The sequence below is a fragment of the Streptomyces sp. HSG2 genome, assembly GCF_016598575.1.
In the GTDB taxonomy this organism is placed as follows: Bacteria; Actinomycetota; Actinomycetes; order Streptomycetales; family Streptomycetaceae; genus Streptomyces.
Genome location: NZ_CP066801.1, coordinates 2,129,242 through 2,145,023 on the forward strand (window position 1 = coordinate 2,129,242; position 15,782 = coordinate 2,145,023).

At 66.8% G+C, this 15,782-nt stretch carries 12 protein-coding genes; 8 read left to right on the forward strand and 4 right to left on the reverse strand.

Annotation, left to right across the window (positions count from 1 at the left end):
• Positions 1-14: 14 nt before the first annotated feature.
• Positions 15-749: a hypothetical protein gene (locus JEK78_RS08755; RefSeq protein ID WP_200263538.1), complete on the reverse strand. Its 735-nt coding sequence runs from the start codon at positions 747-749 to the stop codon at positions 15-17.
• 748 nt (positions 750-1,497) lie between these two features.
• Complete coding sequence (locus tag JEK78_RS08760) at positions 1,498-1,788, reverse strand: winged helix-turn-helix domain-containing protein (protein ID WP_200263539.1); 291 nt, start codon at positions 1,786-1,788, stop codon at positions 1,498-1,500.
• 1,991 nt (positions 1,789-3,779) lie between these two features.
• Between JEK78_RS08760 and JEK78_RS08765 the strand changes: the two genes are divergently transcribed.
• From JEK78_RS08765 to JEK78_RS23265, 7 genes are all read left to right on the forward strand, one after another.
• Positions 3,780-4,067: a hypothetical protein gene (locus JEK78_RS08765; protein ID WP_200263540.1), complete on the forward strand. Its 288-nt coding sequence runs from the start codon at positions 3,780-3,782 to the stop codon at positions 4,065-4,067.
• Between the two features lie 124 nt (positions 4,068-4,191).
• Entirely contained in the window at positions 4,192-5,433 is a 1,242-nt protein-coding gene (locus tag JEK78_RS08770; RefSeq protein WP_242483309.1) for a hypothetical protein, read from the forward strand.
• A 16-nt stretch (positions 5,434-5,449) separates the two neighbouring features.
• Complete coding sequence (locus tag JEK78_RS08775) at positions 5,450-5,860, forward strand: hypothetical protein (protein WP_200263542.1); 411 nt, start codon at positions 5,450-5,452, stop codon at positions 5,858-5,860.
• A complete protein-coding gene (locus tag JEK78_RS08780; RefSeq protein WP_242483310.1) occupies positions 5,844-6,521 on the forward strand; it encodes a hypothetical protein in 678 nt (225 codons plus the stop codon). The genes JEK78_RS08775 and JEK78_RS08780 overlap by 17 nt, the downstream gene beginning before the upstream one ends.
• Positions 6,506-7,135 (forward strand): hypothetical protein, encoded by a 630-nt coding sequence (locus JEK78_RS08785; protein WP_242483311.1) that lies wholly within the window; start codon positions 6,506-6,508, stop codon positions 7,133-7,135. The genes JEK78_RS08780 and JEK78_RS08785 overlap by 16 nt, the downstream gene beginning before the upstream one ends.
• Before the next feature lie 267 nt (positions 7,136-7,402).
• On the forward strand, positions 7,403-7,873 hold the full coding sequence (locus tag JEK78_RS08790; protein ID WP_200263543.1) for a hypothetical protein: 471 nt from the start codon (positions 7,403-7,405) through the stop codon (positions 7,871-7,873).
• A 446-nt stretch (positions 7,874-8,319) separates the two neighbouring features.
• Positions 8,320-8,904 (forward strand): hypothetical protein, encoded by a 585-nt coding sequence (locus tag JEK78_RS23265; protein WP_242483312.1) that lies wholly within the window; start codon positions 8,320-8,322, stop codon positions 8,902-8,904.
• Between the two features lie 134 nt (positions 8,905-9,038).
• Here JEK78_RS23265 and JEK78_RS08800 read toward each other — a convergent pair whose 3' ends face one another.
• Positions 9,039-9,341, reverse strand: coding sequence for a WXG100 family type VII secretion target (locus JEK78_RS08800; RefSeq protein WP_200263545.1), 303 nt, complete (start codon positions 9,339-9,341; stop codon positions 9,039-9,041).
• 348 nt (positions 9,342-9,689) lie between these two features.
• On the opposite strand from JEK78_RS08800, the gene JEK78_RS08810 reads away from it, so the two are divergent.
• Positions 9,690-14,798, forward strand: coding sequence for an FtsK/SpoIIIE domain-containing protein (locus tag JEK78_RS08810; protein WP_242483313.1), 5,109 nt, complete (start codon positions 9,690-9,692; stop codon positions 14,796-14,798).
• 126 nt (positions 14,799-14,924) lie between these two features.
• Here JEK78_RS08810 and JEK78_RS08815 read toward each other — a convergent pair whose 3' ends face one another.
• Complete coding sequence (locus JEK78_RS08815; protein ID WP_200263546.1) at positions 14,925-15,773, reverse strand: menaquinone biosynthesis protein; 849 nt, start codon at positions 15,771-15,773, stop codon at positions 14,925-14,927.
• Positions 15,774-15,782 lie beyond the last annotated feature (9 nt).

Genomic DNA, 15,782 nt, shown 5'->3' on the forward strand with positions numbered 1-15,782 from the left:
TTCGACGGTCCGCCCTACCGGTCGTCGGCGGGCAGGAGGACGAGAGCGACCTCGCCGGAGGCGGCGGCACGCGCCAAGGGGGCCGCGTCGGCCGAGTCCACGGTCAACGTCACCGGGAAATAGGCACTGCCGGTGACGTCGCCCTCGTCGTCGCCCGTGGTCTTGACGACGTTCCTGACCACCGCGCGCTCGACCAGCGGAGACTCCGCGCTCGTGGATCCGCTGAAGGCCTCCCCGTCGCCGCTCTCGGCGGGTGCGTCGCCGACCCGGTACGCGGCGACCTCGTCCCCGTCGGCCAACCCGGCGGGGTAGTGCCCCTGTTTCAGAGCCAACCCGACGGCGACCTCACCGGCGTCCATCGAGGCCTTCTCCCCGAACATCTGCCCCACGAGCACGGTCTTCGCGTACAGCGTCGACTTGGCGCCCAGTTCCTTCAAATTCTCGCGACTCGTCCACGGTACGAAGTCGGCCCCGGAGTCGCCGTTCACCAAGATCGGCTGGATGTCGCCGTCACTGATCGAGGCGCCCTTGGGAACGTCCTTCTTCAGCTGGACGACCTCCAGCCGGTCTCCCGCACGCAAGACCAATGTCGTGGCCCCGAGGGCACCCAGCAGGATCAGAAGCACCGCCAGCGCCGCCATCGCCGGCCTACGTTCACGGGGGACCGTAGGCAGTCGATCACCGCTCGGCTGACGAGCCGGAGCGGCGGCACGACCCGTGCCCGCCCCCGTACGCTCCTGGATCTTCACGCGACCGCTCCCCGTTACACCCAAGAAATTCCGATGGCTCGCCCTCGAATCGGGCCCCACCCGCTTCGGCGCGTCGACTCGACCGCCGGTATCCCCGAACCGCCACGTCCGCCCTCGTCCTACGAGGAAGGCGACGCCGCCCGTCAAGCGGTCGCACCGTATCAGCCCCGTCCGGGGCCCTCAAGGCGCTTCCAACTCGGCCACACCTCTCCACGACCTCCACCCCACACATACCCGACGCAGCGTCAACTACCGCGCGGCACAGCGCATACCGGGACCTACGACGGCCGCCGGCGCGGACTGCCCCGCGCGCCTCCAAGAGAACCCATCCCGCGATAGCGGGAACACCCCCGACCCCTCACACCAAGCGGAGCCAACACCCTCCGCACGACTCCGACCCGCCTCTCCACCGCCCCACGACCCCGCCGCCACCACCTCACGCCACACCCCGCGAAACAGGCACGGACCCCACACACCACACTCGGTCACCGAGGGGGCACTCTCGCCCCTCTCTCTGCATCCCCCGAGGATCCCCGCGCCACACGTGTCATGCCGACCGATCCGCGCCGACCGCCAGAAACAAGCCGTGCGACCTGGTTCACGGGTCCGGAAACAGCGAGGCGCCCCGACGGACCGCACCCCAAAACCGCCATCACGCCCACGGCGCTGCCCGCACCGATCGGCCCCCAGCACCTTCACGGCCCGAGACTCGCACACCTCGACACCACAGCGAGATGCGACCGTCCGGCTACCCCCGACCGTCACCGTTCCCGTCGCCGACCTCGTCCGGGTACACGACGAAGGTCCCCTTGGCGGGAAGCGTGACCACCAGGCCACGTTCGCGGAGTTCACGCGTGGCTCGACGGGCCGTCAAGTGAGCGACGCCATATTCAGCGGCCAGATCACGCTCTCCAGGCAAGCGAGCTCCGGGCGGGATCTCGCCCTTGGCGATCCTCCCGGCGATGTGGTCAGCCACCTGCATGTAGACGTACGCGATCTTGTTTGGATCGATGGGTGAAGAACCGGAGTCAGGGGCCATATCGAACAACGTACGACGCCGGAGTGTTGCGTGCTCCATAGGAGCACGCAACACCGCTATACACCACCCATAGCCACCCTGTAGCGTGGCCCGCATTGCAAGCGCCCCGGCGACGGTAGTGGCCGTCCCGGGGCATGGCCAACGCCCGCTACGGGAGCGTCGACATGTCGGACCTTACCCTCCGAGCCCTCATCTGGGTTCTGACCCTCACCACCCCACGCCCACGGGGCCGCCACCGCCTCGGCAGCCTGCAACCCCTGCGCTTCACACCCACCCCACCGCCCAGGCCCCGCACCACCGAGCGACTCCGCGTAGGCACCTCCCGCCGCCCGGTACCCCATCGTCTCCTCTCACCGGCGGAACTTCGCCTCGCACACCACCAGGCGGCGGCCCGATGAACCATCGCCCCGCATTGCGCATGTGCGTCCGCTGTGAACGCATGACCGACGAACCCGTGGTCATCCACGTAGTACACGCGGCCACAGGGCCGGGCTTCAACGTCTACGCCTGTCCCCCGTGCGCCACCCACTACCCACCCCCGGCCGACCCGCTCGGCCTCTTCCCCCCACGTACCACTCCCCAGACCGACACGACCCACGAGGCGCCGGCACGACCCACACACCACCCCCACGAGCGGTAGCCGGGCCCACTCCTCCAACACGACCAGGCCCCGAAGGCGCTTGCCCCGCCTCCGGGGCCTGGCCCACCCACGCCCCCCGACGCCCACCGCCGCGCCCCGACCCGCCGCGCGTCGGATCTGGTAGGCGCCGACTCCAGCGGTTCACCCCGGAGGCAAGCCCATGGCGGTCCCCGGGGTCGACCGGTAGTCCCCGGGCAGCCAACTCGGTCCCGTGCTCGCCTCCAAACACACAGGAACCACGTCTCCTTACGCGAGTCAGGCACCATCACACCCAACAGGTGCCGGCCCGACCAAGCGCGAGGTTTCGCACCGAACCAGGTCTCGGAACCTCGGTTCCCGTCGAGCGGTACCACCCCCACTGGAAGGTCGGCGTCAGCAGTGGGCGATCCCACCTGGCCCATTGGTCTGACCACACGCCCCCCGAAGTCGCACCGCTACAACCCCGACGAGCAGCCGCATCCGGTGATGCCCCATCACCGGCAGCGGCTGACGCACCCGGGCCAGCCCCGCACCACACCTGGAACATCCCGAACCAGTAGCGCTGGGGCGTTACTTCCGCTGGCGAATCGGCGGCCCGTCCCGCTAACGTCTGGCCACAGCAGAGTCGCAGTCATACGGGGAGCCCAAGTGAAGCGCTTCACCTTGCCCACCATTCCTAACGGGCCGGCTACCCCCCAGCGGGCTGCCTGCGACAGACCCCGAGGCGCTCCCTCTGCCGACGAGATCACCCAACCCGACAAACGCCCTCCCTGTTCAGGCATCGCAGTAAGCCGGCCTTGTACGGCGGAGCAACCCAGGCTGTCACTCACCCGTCACATCCTGCAGGTCCTCGAGGGCACGCATGCCCAGAACCCCGGGGGAACGGGTCCTCGAAGGCAGTGGAGGTCGGGCGGGATGGTGCTTCTCCCCGCACGCCCGGGCAGCTGTCAGTTCTCGTCCCGCCAGCAGCCTCACGAGTCCCGAAGCCGTGCGGCACAGCACCTGCCTGGCCATTTCCTCCGCCAACTTCGTATACCCGGAAAATGGCCACCAGCAAGACCGTGAGACAGCAGCACACCAGGCCACTGCTCGGGCATGGCGGTGAGGCCACCAAAGCAGCTATCACATCGAATCCTGTAGGACCAAGACGACTCCTCTGATATGCCTCCAAGCTCCTCGGGCGGCCAAGAGCCGCAGGCCGCCATCCCGGGAGACGTCCATCTGAACCGGCACAGGGTGCATGTCGGGAGATCTGCCGAATGTAACCTCTGACAGCACCAGCAGGTAAGCGTCCAAGAGATTCAATTCATCAACCGCCGACACAGGGATCGCAAGCACGGGATCCCTGCACACATAAAAAAAGGGGGAAAACATGGCCGATCTCCAAGCAGACTTTGACTTTCTGACAACATCACTGAAGCAACTTCAGTTCATCCAGTCCGACCTTCGCGATCTCGACGAATGGCGAGATGAGTTGATGCCTGCAGTCGGAGCGCCGAAGCTCCGCGACGCCATGACTGATTTTATCGACAACTGGGATGACAATAGGGGGCGATTAATTGATTCGATTGAGAGCGTCGGAAAGCTGATCGAGGAGACTCGCGAAAGGTTTAGCTCGGTGGAGAACGAGCTGACGAAACTCAACAGACGTCGAGGCTAATAGACCTAATTCGTAACTCGCCCTCAACGGAGCTACCATGGCACGGCCCCAAGACTGGCGCCCACTACGAGAAGCCGATCCCGTCCCGGGAGACCCGGTCGACATACGTGCGCAAGTCGCGCACATGAACAAGATGGCTGAGCATCTTAGATCTCAGGCAAGAGCGCTTGCATCCATCGGGAAATCAGACCTCCTGAAGGGCGAGTACGCGGACGAGCTTGTCGATTCGACTCAAGAACTGAGCGGAAAACTCGGCCAAACTGAGGTCCGATATCGCGAAGTGAGCAGTCACTTGGGCAGTTGGGCTGACGAACTTGAAGATATCCAATCGCGAGCTGATCGTGCCCTGCGAGACGCTCAAGAGGCAGAGAGAAGCGCGAGACCGGACTCGATGCCCGGGCGAAATTCTGAGCAACAAGGCGCCGACTCGCCCGCCGGAACCGAGGATGATCGGACGACGGAACGCGCTAGGGAAGAATTGGAGATTGCGCGCCAGCGCCTCAGTTCTGCCGAGGCCGATTATCATGAGCGATCCGAGAATTACGCCGGCCGGATCCTCGGCTCAGTCGACGACGGACTGAAGGACAGTCTATGGGACGACTTCACCGGACTGGTAGCTGATGCCGAATGGCTGGACGATGTGGCCAATTGGGCAAGTTGGGCAGCTACCGTTATTGGCATCATCGCGATCATCTTCCCAGCCGTGGGTGTCATAGCGCTCGTTCTCACGGGTGTCGTGATGGCCATCAATCTACTACAAGCTACTACAGGCAACGGGTCCTGGTTCGATGTTGCTATGGACCTCGGTTGCCTGAAGCTAGCGAGAAGCGGGATCAAGGCTGCACGGACAATCAGATCACTGCAGAGCAGCTCCAGAGATGCTGCCGCCGGCATCGCTCGCTCCAGTGCAACGACACGCGCCGCCCAGGCCACCTCTAGACAGCACAAAACTGCCACGCGGGCAGGAAGACGCCGCGGTGGATCCTCTCGCAGGCTTCGTGAGCGTGCTCGTGCTAGGAAGCTTCACATTGAGCAGAAGAACCTTGCGATTGGCAAGAATGCTGCTCAAGAGGTCAGAGACGCACCTCTTCCCAGACCAACATTTCGCGAGAAGATGCAGGCGATCGGCGATGAGTCTCTCGCCAGGCAGATCAAGGACATCAACAAGTGGAGTAGCGCCCATCCGAATAACGAGTTCCTTTCTCGCACTGCAGTAGAGGCCGAGCGTCAAAGGCGCATTGTCAGAGGAACCTGGGGGATCTCCACTGCATTGGATTTCGGCGACAAGAGCGGCGATTACATCAGCCAAGGCGAATATGGTGAGATGAAGGGTCGCATGACCACGACCGTCGGTTCCCAATGGTGAAAGGGGTGCAGCACTAATGGCGATTCAGCCTGACAACGACGCCACCCGAGAAAGCAGTTGGCTTCCATACGGCATCGCTGCCCTAAAGATCTCTTTCGTATTGTCCCTGTTCCGAATTTTCGCCCCATCCTTCTCGGAAGAGATGCTTGGAATCGAGGGCGTGCCTTATCCGACATGGGAGTGGGTTCTCTTCTCGATCACTCCAGTGATGCTTGTGTGCTTGAGCCGATCTCCAGCCAACTGGCTCACTCTGAGGGGCGAAATCGATCTCGTATGGTGGGCACTTGGCTATAATCTCGCTTACGCGATCATTTTCGCTTTGACCATGGGGTCCGAAATCCTGTGGGTGGCTGTGCTGCTCAGCAGCATTGGCGCAGCGATGGTCATGTACTCAAACCACAGGAATACGCGTGGGGCCGAAGAGTAAAGCAGACAGAAATCTGGCAGGAGATCCGCCTGCAACGGGATACCGGATCATGTTGCCTATGAAATGGGCTCACATTCCACTACGCCAAGGAACCGATCGTGTCATTCAACAGATTTTGAACGAATCCTTTTCGGCAATCCCAGAGCATCTCCCATCGAGTAAGATTCGCTCTTACAAGAAGGACGTTGCCGAGCAGCTCAAGGCCGCAGTCGTCCAGGCCCAGAAGCGCAACGGACTGGACATATACTTGCCTGTCAAGGGTCTCGATGAACGAGAATTCGGCTTGGGAGCCTCCATCTTCGTCACCGAGGCTCTCCTTCCAGGCAAGAAACGAAATGATGCGGGTCCCTACCGACCTGTTGACATTGCTGCGCAACTTCTGGCGCGCGGAAATTCAAAAAGTGTCGATACCACTGTAGGTGAAATCGACGGTTCAGTTGCCGTGCGGCGCGATTCTGTTGTCGGTCCCGACCCTGATAGCGCCATCGATACCGCATCCCGCCGAATCGAATACATTGCCGCCGTCCCCAACGCGTCCCGTAGATGGCTCATCCTCGCATTCTCGACTATCGGAGCGGGCGATCCGCGGGACGACCTTGCGGAGATTCTCGTCGAATGGTTCGATGCCGTCATGGAAACTTTTAGGTGGCAGTATTCATGAACGAAGAATTTTGGCCGATCATCGACATTGAGTACGTGCCCGACCACCCTTGGGTGATCGTCCCGCCCCGGTCCGGCCCATCCGCTCCTTTCGACGAGTGGTACGACATCGACTCATCTGCTCTGGATTACGCCGAAGACCTGTGGGCTGATCGAGAACTCGATCCGGGGAAGGACGGTGTTTCTTTCGTGGGTGAGACCATAGCCAAATGTGCCAAGACTTTCTGTCCCCCCGAGTCAGACCACTGGCTTTTCCTGCACATGGATCATCCCCTGGATATTCCACTACCAGTACTCGCGGCAATCGGCAGGGCAGAAGGAACTCGTGATACGACGCTGCGGGCACTTACCGAGGCCGACGACAAGAACTCGGTGGAAACTCCCGTGGTCAAGAGCTTCACTTCGCCATATCTCGGCGAGGGCCTGACCACGTTTCGGTACGTCCCTCAAGAAGAATCAGATAATCTTATCGCGTGCGTTAGATACGCATGGCGAGTAGAAGAACATGATGCGGATGTCGTGATGTGGACCGCGACCGAGGAGGCTTACCGAATTATCGAAACTGCGGAAGACCTGGATGATCTGGCTCGTTCACTCGCGATCTTTATACCGTGATCTCTACGTTTGACGGGATCGACGGTTCGGCTTCGATTCCGGATTCGCGGCGTTTGGCTTCTGCGCCGCCATCTCTAGGAGTAATCAGTGCATTCTCGCACTCTTTCGGCTGTCACACTGGCCCTATCCGCATCATTTTTCCTCACCGCTTGTGGCGCAGCAGATTCCGGACCGGATGAATCAGGTGACAGTAGCATCAAGGGAGCGGAGTCAGCTATCAGTGCGCCGCCTCTTCCTGCCTCGACTCCCGCGATTGAGCGACCCGACATGACGCTGCCAGAAGATGTGGACGAGACTTTCGAGGACTGGGAAACTGGTGACTCGACTGTGGATGCAGTACTGATCGATGCGGCTAATGCTCAAACTGCGGTCACCTTCTCGGTAACACAGGGGAATCCGGAATCCGATGGATTGAAGTTCTACCAAATCGGTACGGCGCTGGCCGGGAGTCAAGACTGGGTGAAGGATATCGTGGACTCCGGCCTGACTTATTCCGGATCGGCATCCTATTTCGCACCGGAGGTGGAGATCTTCGACGAAAAATCAGCGGCTGTCACCTACTGCGCAGATGAGCGCACAGCCTTCAACAAGAACCGTCAAACCGGAGAGGTGGATGAAATCCCCCCGTCGGACGACTCGTTTGTGCGCTACAGCACGCGTCTCGAAAAGGGCGAGAATGGAGTTTGGCAGACAAGCAAGCTTGAATCCGAGCGCGGTAATCCGACATGCATTCGATGAAAAGCTACCGTTACCTTCTCCTCTCATTCATGACAACGAACGTCTTGGTATTCTCGTCGGGTATGGCTTTCGCTTGGGGAAGTGCTGGCTCCAATGGTGAGCAGAGTGATACTCGTGGAATGACGAGCGCCGATTCTGTCGCTTCACGCGTCGAGTACCGGATGTCCGTGAACCTCGCAGGGACCGAGGGCGCTGCAAAGGTCCAGCCCACCAACGACTGGACTCCTCCGGCATGCTGGTACGAACCGCGAACTGCCGAGGAATTCGCTCGCCATGTCGAGGCGGTTTATGCGAAAACGATCGAGTCGCCAGGTCAGCACGGCTACGCGAAGGTAGCCGTGGGAGAGTTCCGCAAAGAATACAGCGAGGGGAAGTACGAGAACTACAATCAAGGCAAGAGCGATGAAGGATCTTGGTGGGTGTCCGTGCGAGATGAATCTCGGTGGATGGAAGCGGCAGCTCAGGCCTGTGACAGGCCGCCGCAATGGGTGGAGAATGGCGAAACCCCTGATGCCCCTGAGGCGATCACGCCTCAGGTCCTGGCCGAACTGGCTTACAACCAGGTCCGGCTTCCCTCGGTTGAGGTTTCCCTGGCCCCCCAGGGCGCTGCGAAGGTCAACCTGCCGACGTGGGCCTGGCTGGACTCGGAGCGCTTCCAGGAGGTTTCCGTGACGGCCTCGCTGGACGTGGGGGGCCTGCACATCGAGGCCACCACGACGGCTACTCCGGTCTCTCTCGGGCTGGAGCCCGGGACTCCCGACGCACGGACCCATCCCGGCTCGGGTGAGTGCCCCATCGACGCCGACGGGTCCATCGGGCGGCCCTACACCGCCGGGCAGGCCGACCGGGAGCCACCCTGCGGCGTCACCTACCTCAGAGCTTCCGGGGAGTCCGGCTACGACCTTCACGCGACCGTCACCTGGGACATCTCCTGGACCGGTACGGGAGGCGCGGGAGGCGACCTGCCGGACGGCACCTTCGGCGGCGAACAGACCGTCGTCGTCCAGGAGATCCAGTCCGTCAACCGTTGACGGTCCCCGACCGCCCGCCCCCGCTCGGACCACTCGGGACCACGCCGCATGGGCACGGTGGCCGCCCGGCCGACGGGTGGGAGTTCGCGCCGTCCACCCGCCGACCGAAGCCCGGGCGGCCCGGGCCGCCCGCGTCAGCGACTGCGGATCGACTGGGCCAGCTCCTGGTCCATCGCCTCGAACTTGTCGGCCGCCATGGTCAGGTACTGTCCCATGCCGTCCAGGCCGTCCAGCGTCGTCTTCGCCCCGTTGGTGAACTCCTCGAAGTTCTCGTCGAACGCCTGGGACGAACTCTTGGTGACGTAGCCGGACTGCACCAGGTTGTTGATGTACTTGCGAAGGCCGTCGAGCTTCTCCTGAAGCCGCTCCTTCTCCCTGACGACATGCCGCGAGGCTTCCCGCATCTCCTCGTATGTGACGTCAAGATCCTTGGCCATGTGACCGCTTCCTCTCAACCCGCCGCAGGGCCGACCCCCGTGGCTCCCTGTCCGCGGACGGCCCGCCCCCGTGGGGAACTCCCCGACCGACGCCGGGGCCCGTCGATGGGTCCGGTCCCGCCCGTCAGGTCTGATCGTCCGCTCGTGCGGCAGCAGCTTACGATGTCCGGCTGAGCGTCACATGCCAAGCTGTACAACGGGGTTGGTGCCCGCCGACCCCCCACGTCCCGGCATATCCGACCATGTTCGCACCCCTGTCGCCCCGTTGTCGCGGCGCGAGGGGCAGCCGATATCGTCGGCGGGTATGCCGAGCCGCGAAAGCGGCCGACGGGGCCTTGGGGGACGAGCGTGCGCCTGACTCTGACCGTTGTCGACCCCTTGGGCGGGCAAGCCGCCGATGTCGTGCTCGACGCCGATCCCGAGTCCACCGTGGGGGACATCTCGGCGGAGTTGGCCCGTCGGCTTGGCCTCGGGAACGCTGCCCGGGTCGTCCCGATCGACCAACAGCGTCGAGGCGGTGCGACCGCCTCACCCGGAAACGTCGGCGCCGAGTTCCCGGGGACGGCCTCACCGCATGTCGGCACGGCAGCCCTCGCCCCTCGCGAGGCCGCGGCCGTCCCCCGCAACGCGCCGCGGGTGTACGTGGACGGCTACGCGGTCGACCCCTCGGCGACCGTCGTCGGCTCGCCGCTGCGCGAGGGCGCCGTCGTCAGTCTCCAGGACCCCAGTGGCTGTCTGCCCGGCGAGCCGAGCGGGCTGGTCGAGCTGCGCGTGGTCGGCGGCCCGGACGCCGGGACCGTGCACCGACTCGGCGTGGGCAGGTACGACATCGGCAGGGGCCCAGCCGCCTACATCCGGGTCGACGACCCCGAGTTGGACGAACGCGCCCTCACACTCACCGTCGCGTCCGACGGCACCTGCGGGGTGTGGGCGCACTCCTCCGTCGAGAGCGTGACCCTCGACGGCGCGCCGCTGACCGACGACGCCGATGCCGGCGGGAACGGCACGCCGGACGACGGGGAGTCCGGGAAGAGGCGTCCGGGCCGGAAGGGGCGGCGGGCCGGGGCGAGAGGGACGGGCCGAGGGCGCGGCGCGGGCGGCGGGACTGCCGCGAGTGGGGAGGGGCGCGGCGGCCGGGTCCGACGCGAACGCTCGGGGGGGCTCGCGGGGCGGGGGCCCTCGCTCGACGGCGGCGTCCGCAGACCGGGCGGCCGGGGGCTCGGCGGGCGAAGGGACCCGGGGCACGACGCACGTGACGGCGGACCGGAGGGACCCCGCCACGGGGACGGAAGGGGGACGTCGGACGGGGCACGGACACGGGCCGGCGGTGTCCTCCGATTCGGCGGAAAGGGGTTCGGCGGAAGGAGGAGGGCGGCCGTCGAGGGGAGCGGCGCCGACGGGCCGCCGGAGGTGTTCGACTGGCCGCTGGGCGGGCAGATCGCGGTGGGGAACACGCTGGTCGAACTGGCCCGGTACACCCCACCCGACGCCGCGCTCAAGTGGTCGGACGACGGCATCGGGCTGGACTACAACCGTCCGCCGCGGCTGCGTCCGCCGGAGCGGCAGACGAGCTTCCGACTTCCGGCGGCACCACGGGAGTTCGAGGCTCGGCCTCTGCCGTGGTTGATGGCGCTCACCCCGTTGGTCGCCGCGGTGGTCTCGGTCATGATCTTCCAGCGGTGGTACTACCTGATCATGGCGGGGCTGAGTCCGCTGATCCTGTTCGCCCAGTACTTCAACGACAAGAAGCACGGCCGCGTCTCGCACGCCAGGCAGGTGCGGGAGTTCCGGGAGCAGAAGGCCCGTATCGAGCGGGACGCCCAAGACGCGCTGGTCGTCGAGCGGGACGATCGACGACACGCGATCCCCGACCCCGGGCGGGTGTTGTCGGTGGCGACGGGGCCGCGCACCCGCCTGTGGGAGCGGCGCAGAACCGACCGGGACCATCTGCTGATGCGGTTCGGCACCGGGCGACTGCCCTCCGAGGTCGTACTGGACGATCCCGAGCAGGACGACCACCGGCGCCAGATCACCTGGAGCATCGAGAACGCGCCCGTCGCCCTCTCCTTGCGCGGCCTCGGGGTCATCGGGGTGGCCGGACCGGGGGACTCGGCGCGCGCCCTGGGGCGCTGGGCCGTGGCCCAGACAGCGGCCCTGCACAGCCCGATGGACGTACGGATCTACGTCCTCAGCGAACAGGCGGCGCGGGATTCCTGGGACTGGGTGCGGTGGCTGCCGCACGTGCGGCCGTCCGGCGGACAGGACGTGAGCGCGTTGATCGGCACCGACGCGGAGACCGTCGGGGCCCGAGTCGGCGAACTCACGCGGATCCTGGACGCGCGGAAGAAGGCGGCCGAGGAGAAGCGGGCTTCCGGCGGGGCGTCGTTCGCCGATCCGGACATCGTCGTCGTCTGGGACGGCTCGCGTCGGCTCCGCTCGCTGCCGGGTGTGGTCCGGCTGCTGCGCGAGGGGCCGTCCGTGTCGATGTACGCACTGTGCGTGGACACCGAGGAACGGTTCCTCCCCGGCGAGTGCCAGGCGTTCGTGGTCGCCGAGCCGACGGTCCCCGAGGAGTCCTCGCGCTCCGCGCGTCCGGCCGAGACGCCCGTGCCCGCCGGCGGATTCCCCTCCTTCCACGCCTGGCACGCGGGGGCGGCCCGCCTGGGCGACGACGACGGCCGGGGCGAGCGGCGGCCGGGGGCCCTGCGGTTGCGCGTGGAGGAGGCCGGCTCGGAGCGGCTGACCGGGGTGCGGCCGGACTTCGTGACGGGGGCGTGGTGCCTGCGTCTGGCCCGGTCCATGGCGCCGCTGCGGGACATCAGCGGCGAGAGCGAGGATTCGGCGTTGCCGGGCTCCAGTCGACTGCTGGACGTCCTGCGGCTGGATCCGCCGACCGGCGAGGAGGTGGCGGTCCGGTGGCGGGCGGGCGGGCAGTCGACCCTGGCCGTGATCGGCGAGTCCTACGACGGTCCCTTCGGTGTCGACCTGCGCAAGGACGGCCCGCACGGGCTGATCGCGGGAACCACCGGCTCCGGCAAGTCCGAACTGTTGCAGACGATCGTCGCCGCCTTGGCCGTGGCCAACACCCCGGAGAACATGACCTTCGTCCTGGTCGACTACAAGGGCGGGTCGGCGTTCAAGGACTGCGTGAAGCTCCCGCACACCGTCGGCATGGTCACCGACCTCGACGCGCACCTGGTGGAGCGGGCCCTGGAGTCGCTGGGAGCGGAGCTGAGGCGGCGGGAGCACATCCTGGCCGCCGCCGACGCCAAGGACATCGAGGACTACCAGGACCTGGTGCGCCGCGACCCCTCTCACACGCCGGTTCCGCGCCTCCTGATCGTCATCGACGAGTTCGCGTCCATGGTGCGCGACCTGCCCGACTTCGTGACGGGCCTGGTCAACATCGCGCAGCGTGGTCGTTCCCTCGGCATCCATCTGCTTCTGGCCACGCAGCGCCCGAGCGGGGTCGTCTCCCCGGAGATTCGCGCCAACACCAACCTGCGGATCGCGCTGCGCGTCACCGACGCCGGGGAGTCGACCGACGTCATCGACGCGCCGGAGGCCGGACAGATCGCGAAGAGCACCCCGGGCCGTGCCTACGCCCGGCTCGGGCACGCCTCCCTCGTCCCCTTCCAGTCCGGGCGGGTGGGCGGCCGGCGGCCGGGGGCCGTCGACCCGGCGGCGTTGGCGCCCTGGGTGGGGCCGCTGGCCTGGGAGGACCTGGGTCGGGCCGCGCCGGCCAAGCCGAGGGCCGAGGCGCGCGAGGACGACGAGATCACCGACCTCAAGGTGCTCGTCGACGCGGTCCGCCAGGCCGCCGGCGCGCTCGGTGTGCCGGCCCAGCACAGTCCATGGCTTCCCGCCCTGGGCGAGACGCTCCTCTTGGACGACATCCCGACACCCGCCTTCGAACCGGCGCCGGGCGCGCTGCCGCCCGCGCCGTTCGGCGTGGCGGACCTGCCCTCCGAGCAGGCACGACGACCGGTCGTGGTGGACTTCGCCACGTTCGGGCACCTGATGATCGGTGGCGCCCCGCGAAGCGGCCGTTCGCAGGTGCTGCGCACCATCGCCGGATCGATCGCCCGCACTCACTCCACGGCGGACGTGCACCTGTACGGCATCGACTGCGGCAACGGGGCGTTGAACGCGCTGACTCGGCTGCCGCACTGCGGCGCGGTCGTCGGCCGTAACCAGACGGAGCGGGTCGTGCGGCTCGTCAACCGGCTCAAGGGCGAGTTGTCGCGACGGCAGGACCTGCTGGCGGAGAAGGGCTTCGCCGACATCGGGGAGCAGCGCGCGGCGGTGCCCGAGTCGGAGCGGCTGCCGCGTCTCGTGGTGCTGCTGGACCGCTGGGAGGGGTGGGAGACCACGCTGGGCGAGGTCGACCACGGCGCCCTCACCGACGACTTGCAGACGATGATGCGGGAGGGCGCCGGCGTCGGCGTCCACCTGGTCCTGACCGGCGATCGGACGCTGTTGGTCGGCCGGGTCGCGACGCTGACGGAGGACAAGTACGGGCTGCGGCTGGCGGACCGGGGCGACTTCTCCTCCCTGGGGATCCCGGCGCGCAAGGTGCCCGAGGAGATCCCGCCCGGCCGGGCCTTCCGCAACGAATCCGGCACGGAGACGCAGTTCGCGTTGCTGTCCCAGGACACCACCGGCCAGGGGCAGTCGGCGACGCTGGCCGCGATCGGCGAGGCCGCGGCGGTCCGGGACGCGGACGTGCCGCGTTCCCGGCGGCCGTTCCGGGTGGACACCCTGCCCGGCCGGATCTCCTTCGAGGATGCCTGGGAGATGCGCGAGCCCGCGGCGTCGGAGTCCCGCCTGTGGGCGCTGGCCGGCATCGGCGGCGACGAGATCGTCGGCTTCGGGCCGGACCTCGCCGAGGGGGTGCCGGCGTTCGTCGTCGCGGGCCCCGCCAAGTCGGGCCGGTCGACGGCGTTGACGAACGTCGCCCGTTCGCTGCTGGCGGGTGGTGCCCGGCTGGTGGTGGCCGCCCCTCGGCCCTCGCCGCTGCGCTCGTTGGAGGGCACGGAGGGGGTCTTGAGGGTCTTCACCGGTGACGACATCGGCGAGGACGAGTTCGAGGAGGTGCTGGACCGGGCGGAGCCGTCTCCCGAGAGGCCGGTCGCCGTGTTGGTGGACGACGCGGAGATCCTGGAGGACTGCGACGCCGAGCGTCACCTGAAGCGGATCGTCTCGCGTGGTGCCGAGCGGGGCCTCGCGCTCGTCGTCGCCGGTGACGAGGAGGACGTCTGCGGTGGCTTCTCCGGGTGGCAGGTGGACGCCAAGAAGGCCCGCCGGGGCGTCCTCCTGTGTCCGCAGGAGTCCTCAAGCGGCGACCTGATCGGCGTGCGGCTGAACCGGAGCATGGTGGGCGGGCAGGTCGCCCCGGGCAAGGGGATGCTGCACCTGGGTGACGGCGAGCTGCGCACGGTGGTGATCCCCGGCTGAGGACGTCGGCGCCGTCGGGGCGGACGCCCCGGGGCGGGCGCGGGCGCCTTCCGGGGACGCCACCGTCGGGTCCTGTCGACCACCCGTCGGGGCCTCCCGCGCCCGGCGGGCCGTAGGCGCCCGGGCTCAGGGCGTCAGGAGGTCCACCCGCACGTCGGCCGGGAAGCCGGTGGTCGGTCCGACCCGGCGGGCGAACTCCGCCACCGCCGCCAGCTGCGAGGACCCGAAGCGGAAGTCGAGGGTGGTGAAGTACCGCTCCAGCGTCTCCTCGTCGAACTCCTCCCACCGGGCGGCCTGCTCGGCGACCTTGCCGACCTCCTCCAGGGAGAGGTTGCGCGAGGCGAGGAACGCCTCGTGCACGGCTCGGGTGATGGCCGGTTCGCGTGCGGCGTACTCGCGGCGCGCGGCCCAGACCGCGAAGACGAAGGGCAGCCCCGTCCACTCCTTCCACAGCGCCCCGAGGTCGTGGACCTCCAGACCGAAGCGCGTGCCGTCCAGCAGGTTGGCGCGGAGAGCGGCGTCCCCGATGAGCACGGCCGCCTCGGCCTCTCGCATCATCAGGCCGAGATCGGGTGGGCAGCTGTAGTAGTCGGGGCGGACGCCGAAGCGCTCGGCCAGCAGCAGTTGGGCCAGACGGACCGAGGTGCGCGAGGTGGAGCCGAGGGCCACCCGGGCGCCGTCCAGCCGCTCCAACGGCACCTGGGAGACGATCACGCAGGACATCACGGGACCGTCGCATCCGACCGCGATGTCCGGGAAGGCCACCAGGCGGTCGGCGTGGCGGAGGAACTCGATCAGCGTGACGGGGCCGATGTCGAGGTCCCCTCGCACCAACCGCTCGCTGAGCTTCTCGGGGGTGTCCTTCGTCAGCTCGATGTCGAGGAGCGTGCCCGTGCGCGCGAGCCCCCAGTACAGGGGCAGGCAGTTCAGGAACTGGATGTGACCCACGCGGGGCCGGGTGCGGGAATTGTCCACCTCGTGAGG

Bases quoted from the DNA above. Each gene is read 5' to 3' on its own strand.
- JEK78_RS08760 (WP_200263539.1), bottom strand. From the start codon at position 1,788: ATGGCCCCTGACTCCGGTTCTTCACCCATCGATCCAAACAAGATCGCG.
- JEK78_RS08765 (WP_200263540.1), top strand. From the start codon at position 3,780: ATGGCCGATCTCCAAGCAGACTTTGACTTTCTGACAACATCACTGAAG.
- JEK78_RS08790 (WP_200263543.1), top strand. From the start codon at position 7,403: ATGACGCTGCCAGAAGATGTGGACGAGACTTTCGAGGACTGGGAAACT.
- JEK78_RS23265 (WP_242483312.1), top strand. From the start codon at position 8,320: ATGGAAGCGGCAGCTCAGGCCTGTGACAGGCCGCCGCAATGGGTGGAG.
- JEK78_RS08775 (WP_200263542.1), top strand. From the start codon at position 5,450: ATGGCGATTCAGCCTGACAACGACGCCACCCGAGAAAGCAGTTGGCTT.
- JEK78_RS08800 (WP_200263545.1), bottom strand. From the start codon at position 9,341: ATGGCCAAGGATCTTGACGTCACATACGAGGAGATGCGGGAAGCCTCG.
- JEK78_RS08770 (WP_242483309.1), top strand. From the start codon at position 4,192: ATGAACAAGATGGCTGAGCATCTTAGATCTCAGGCAAGAGCGCTTGCA.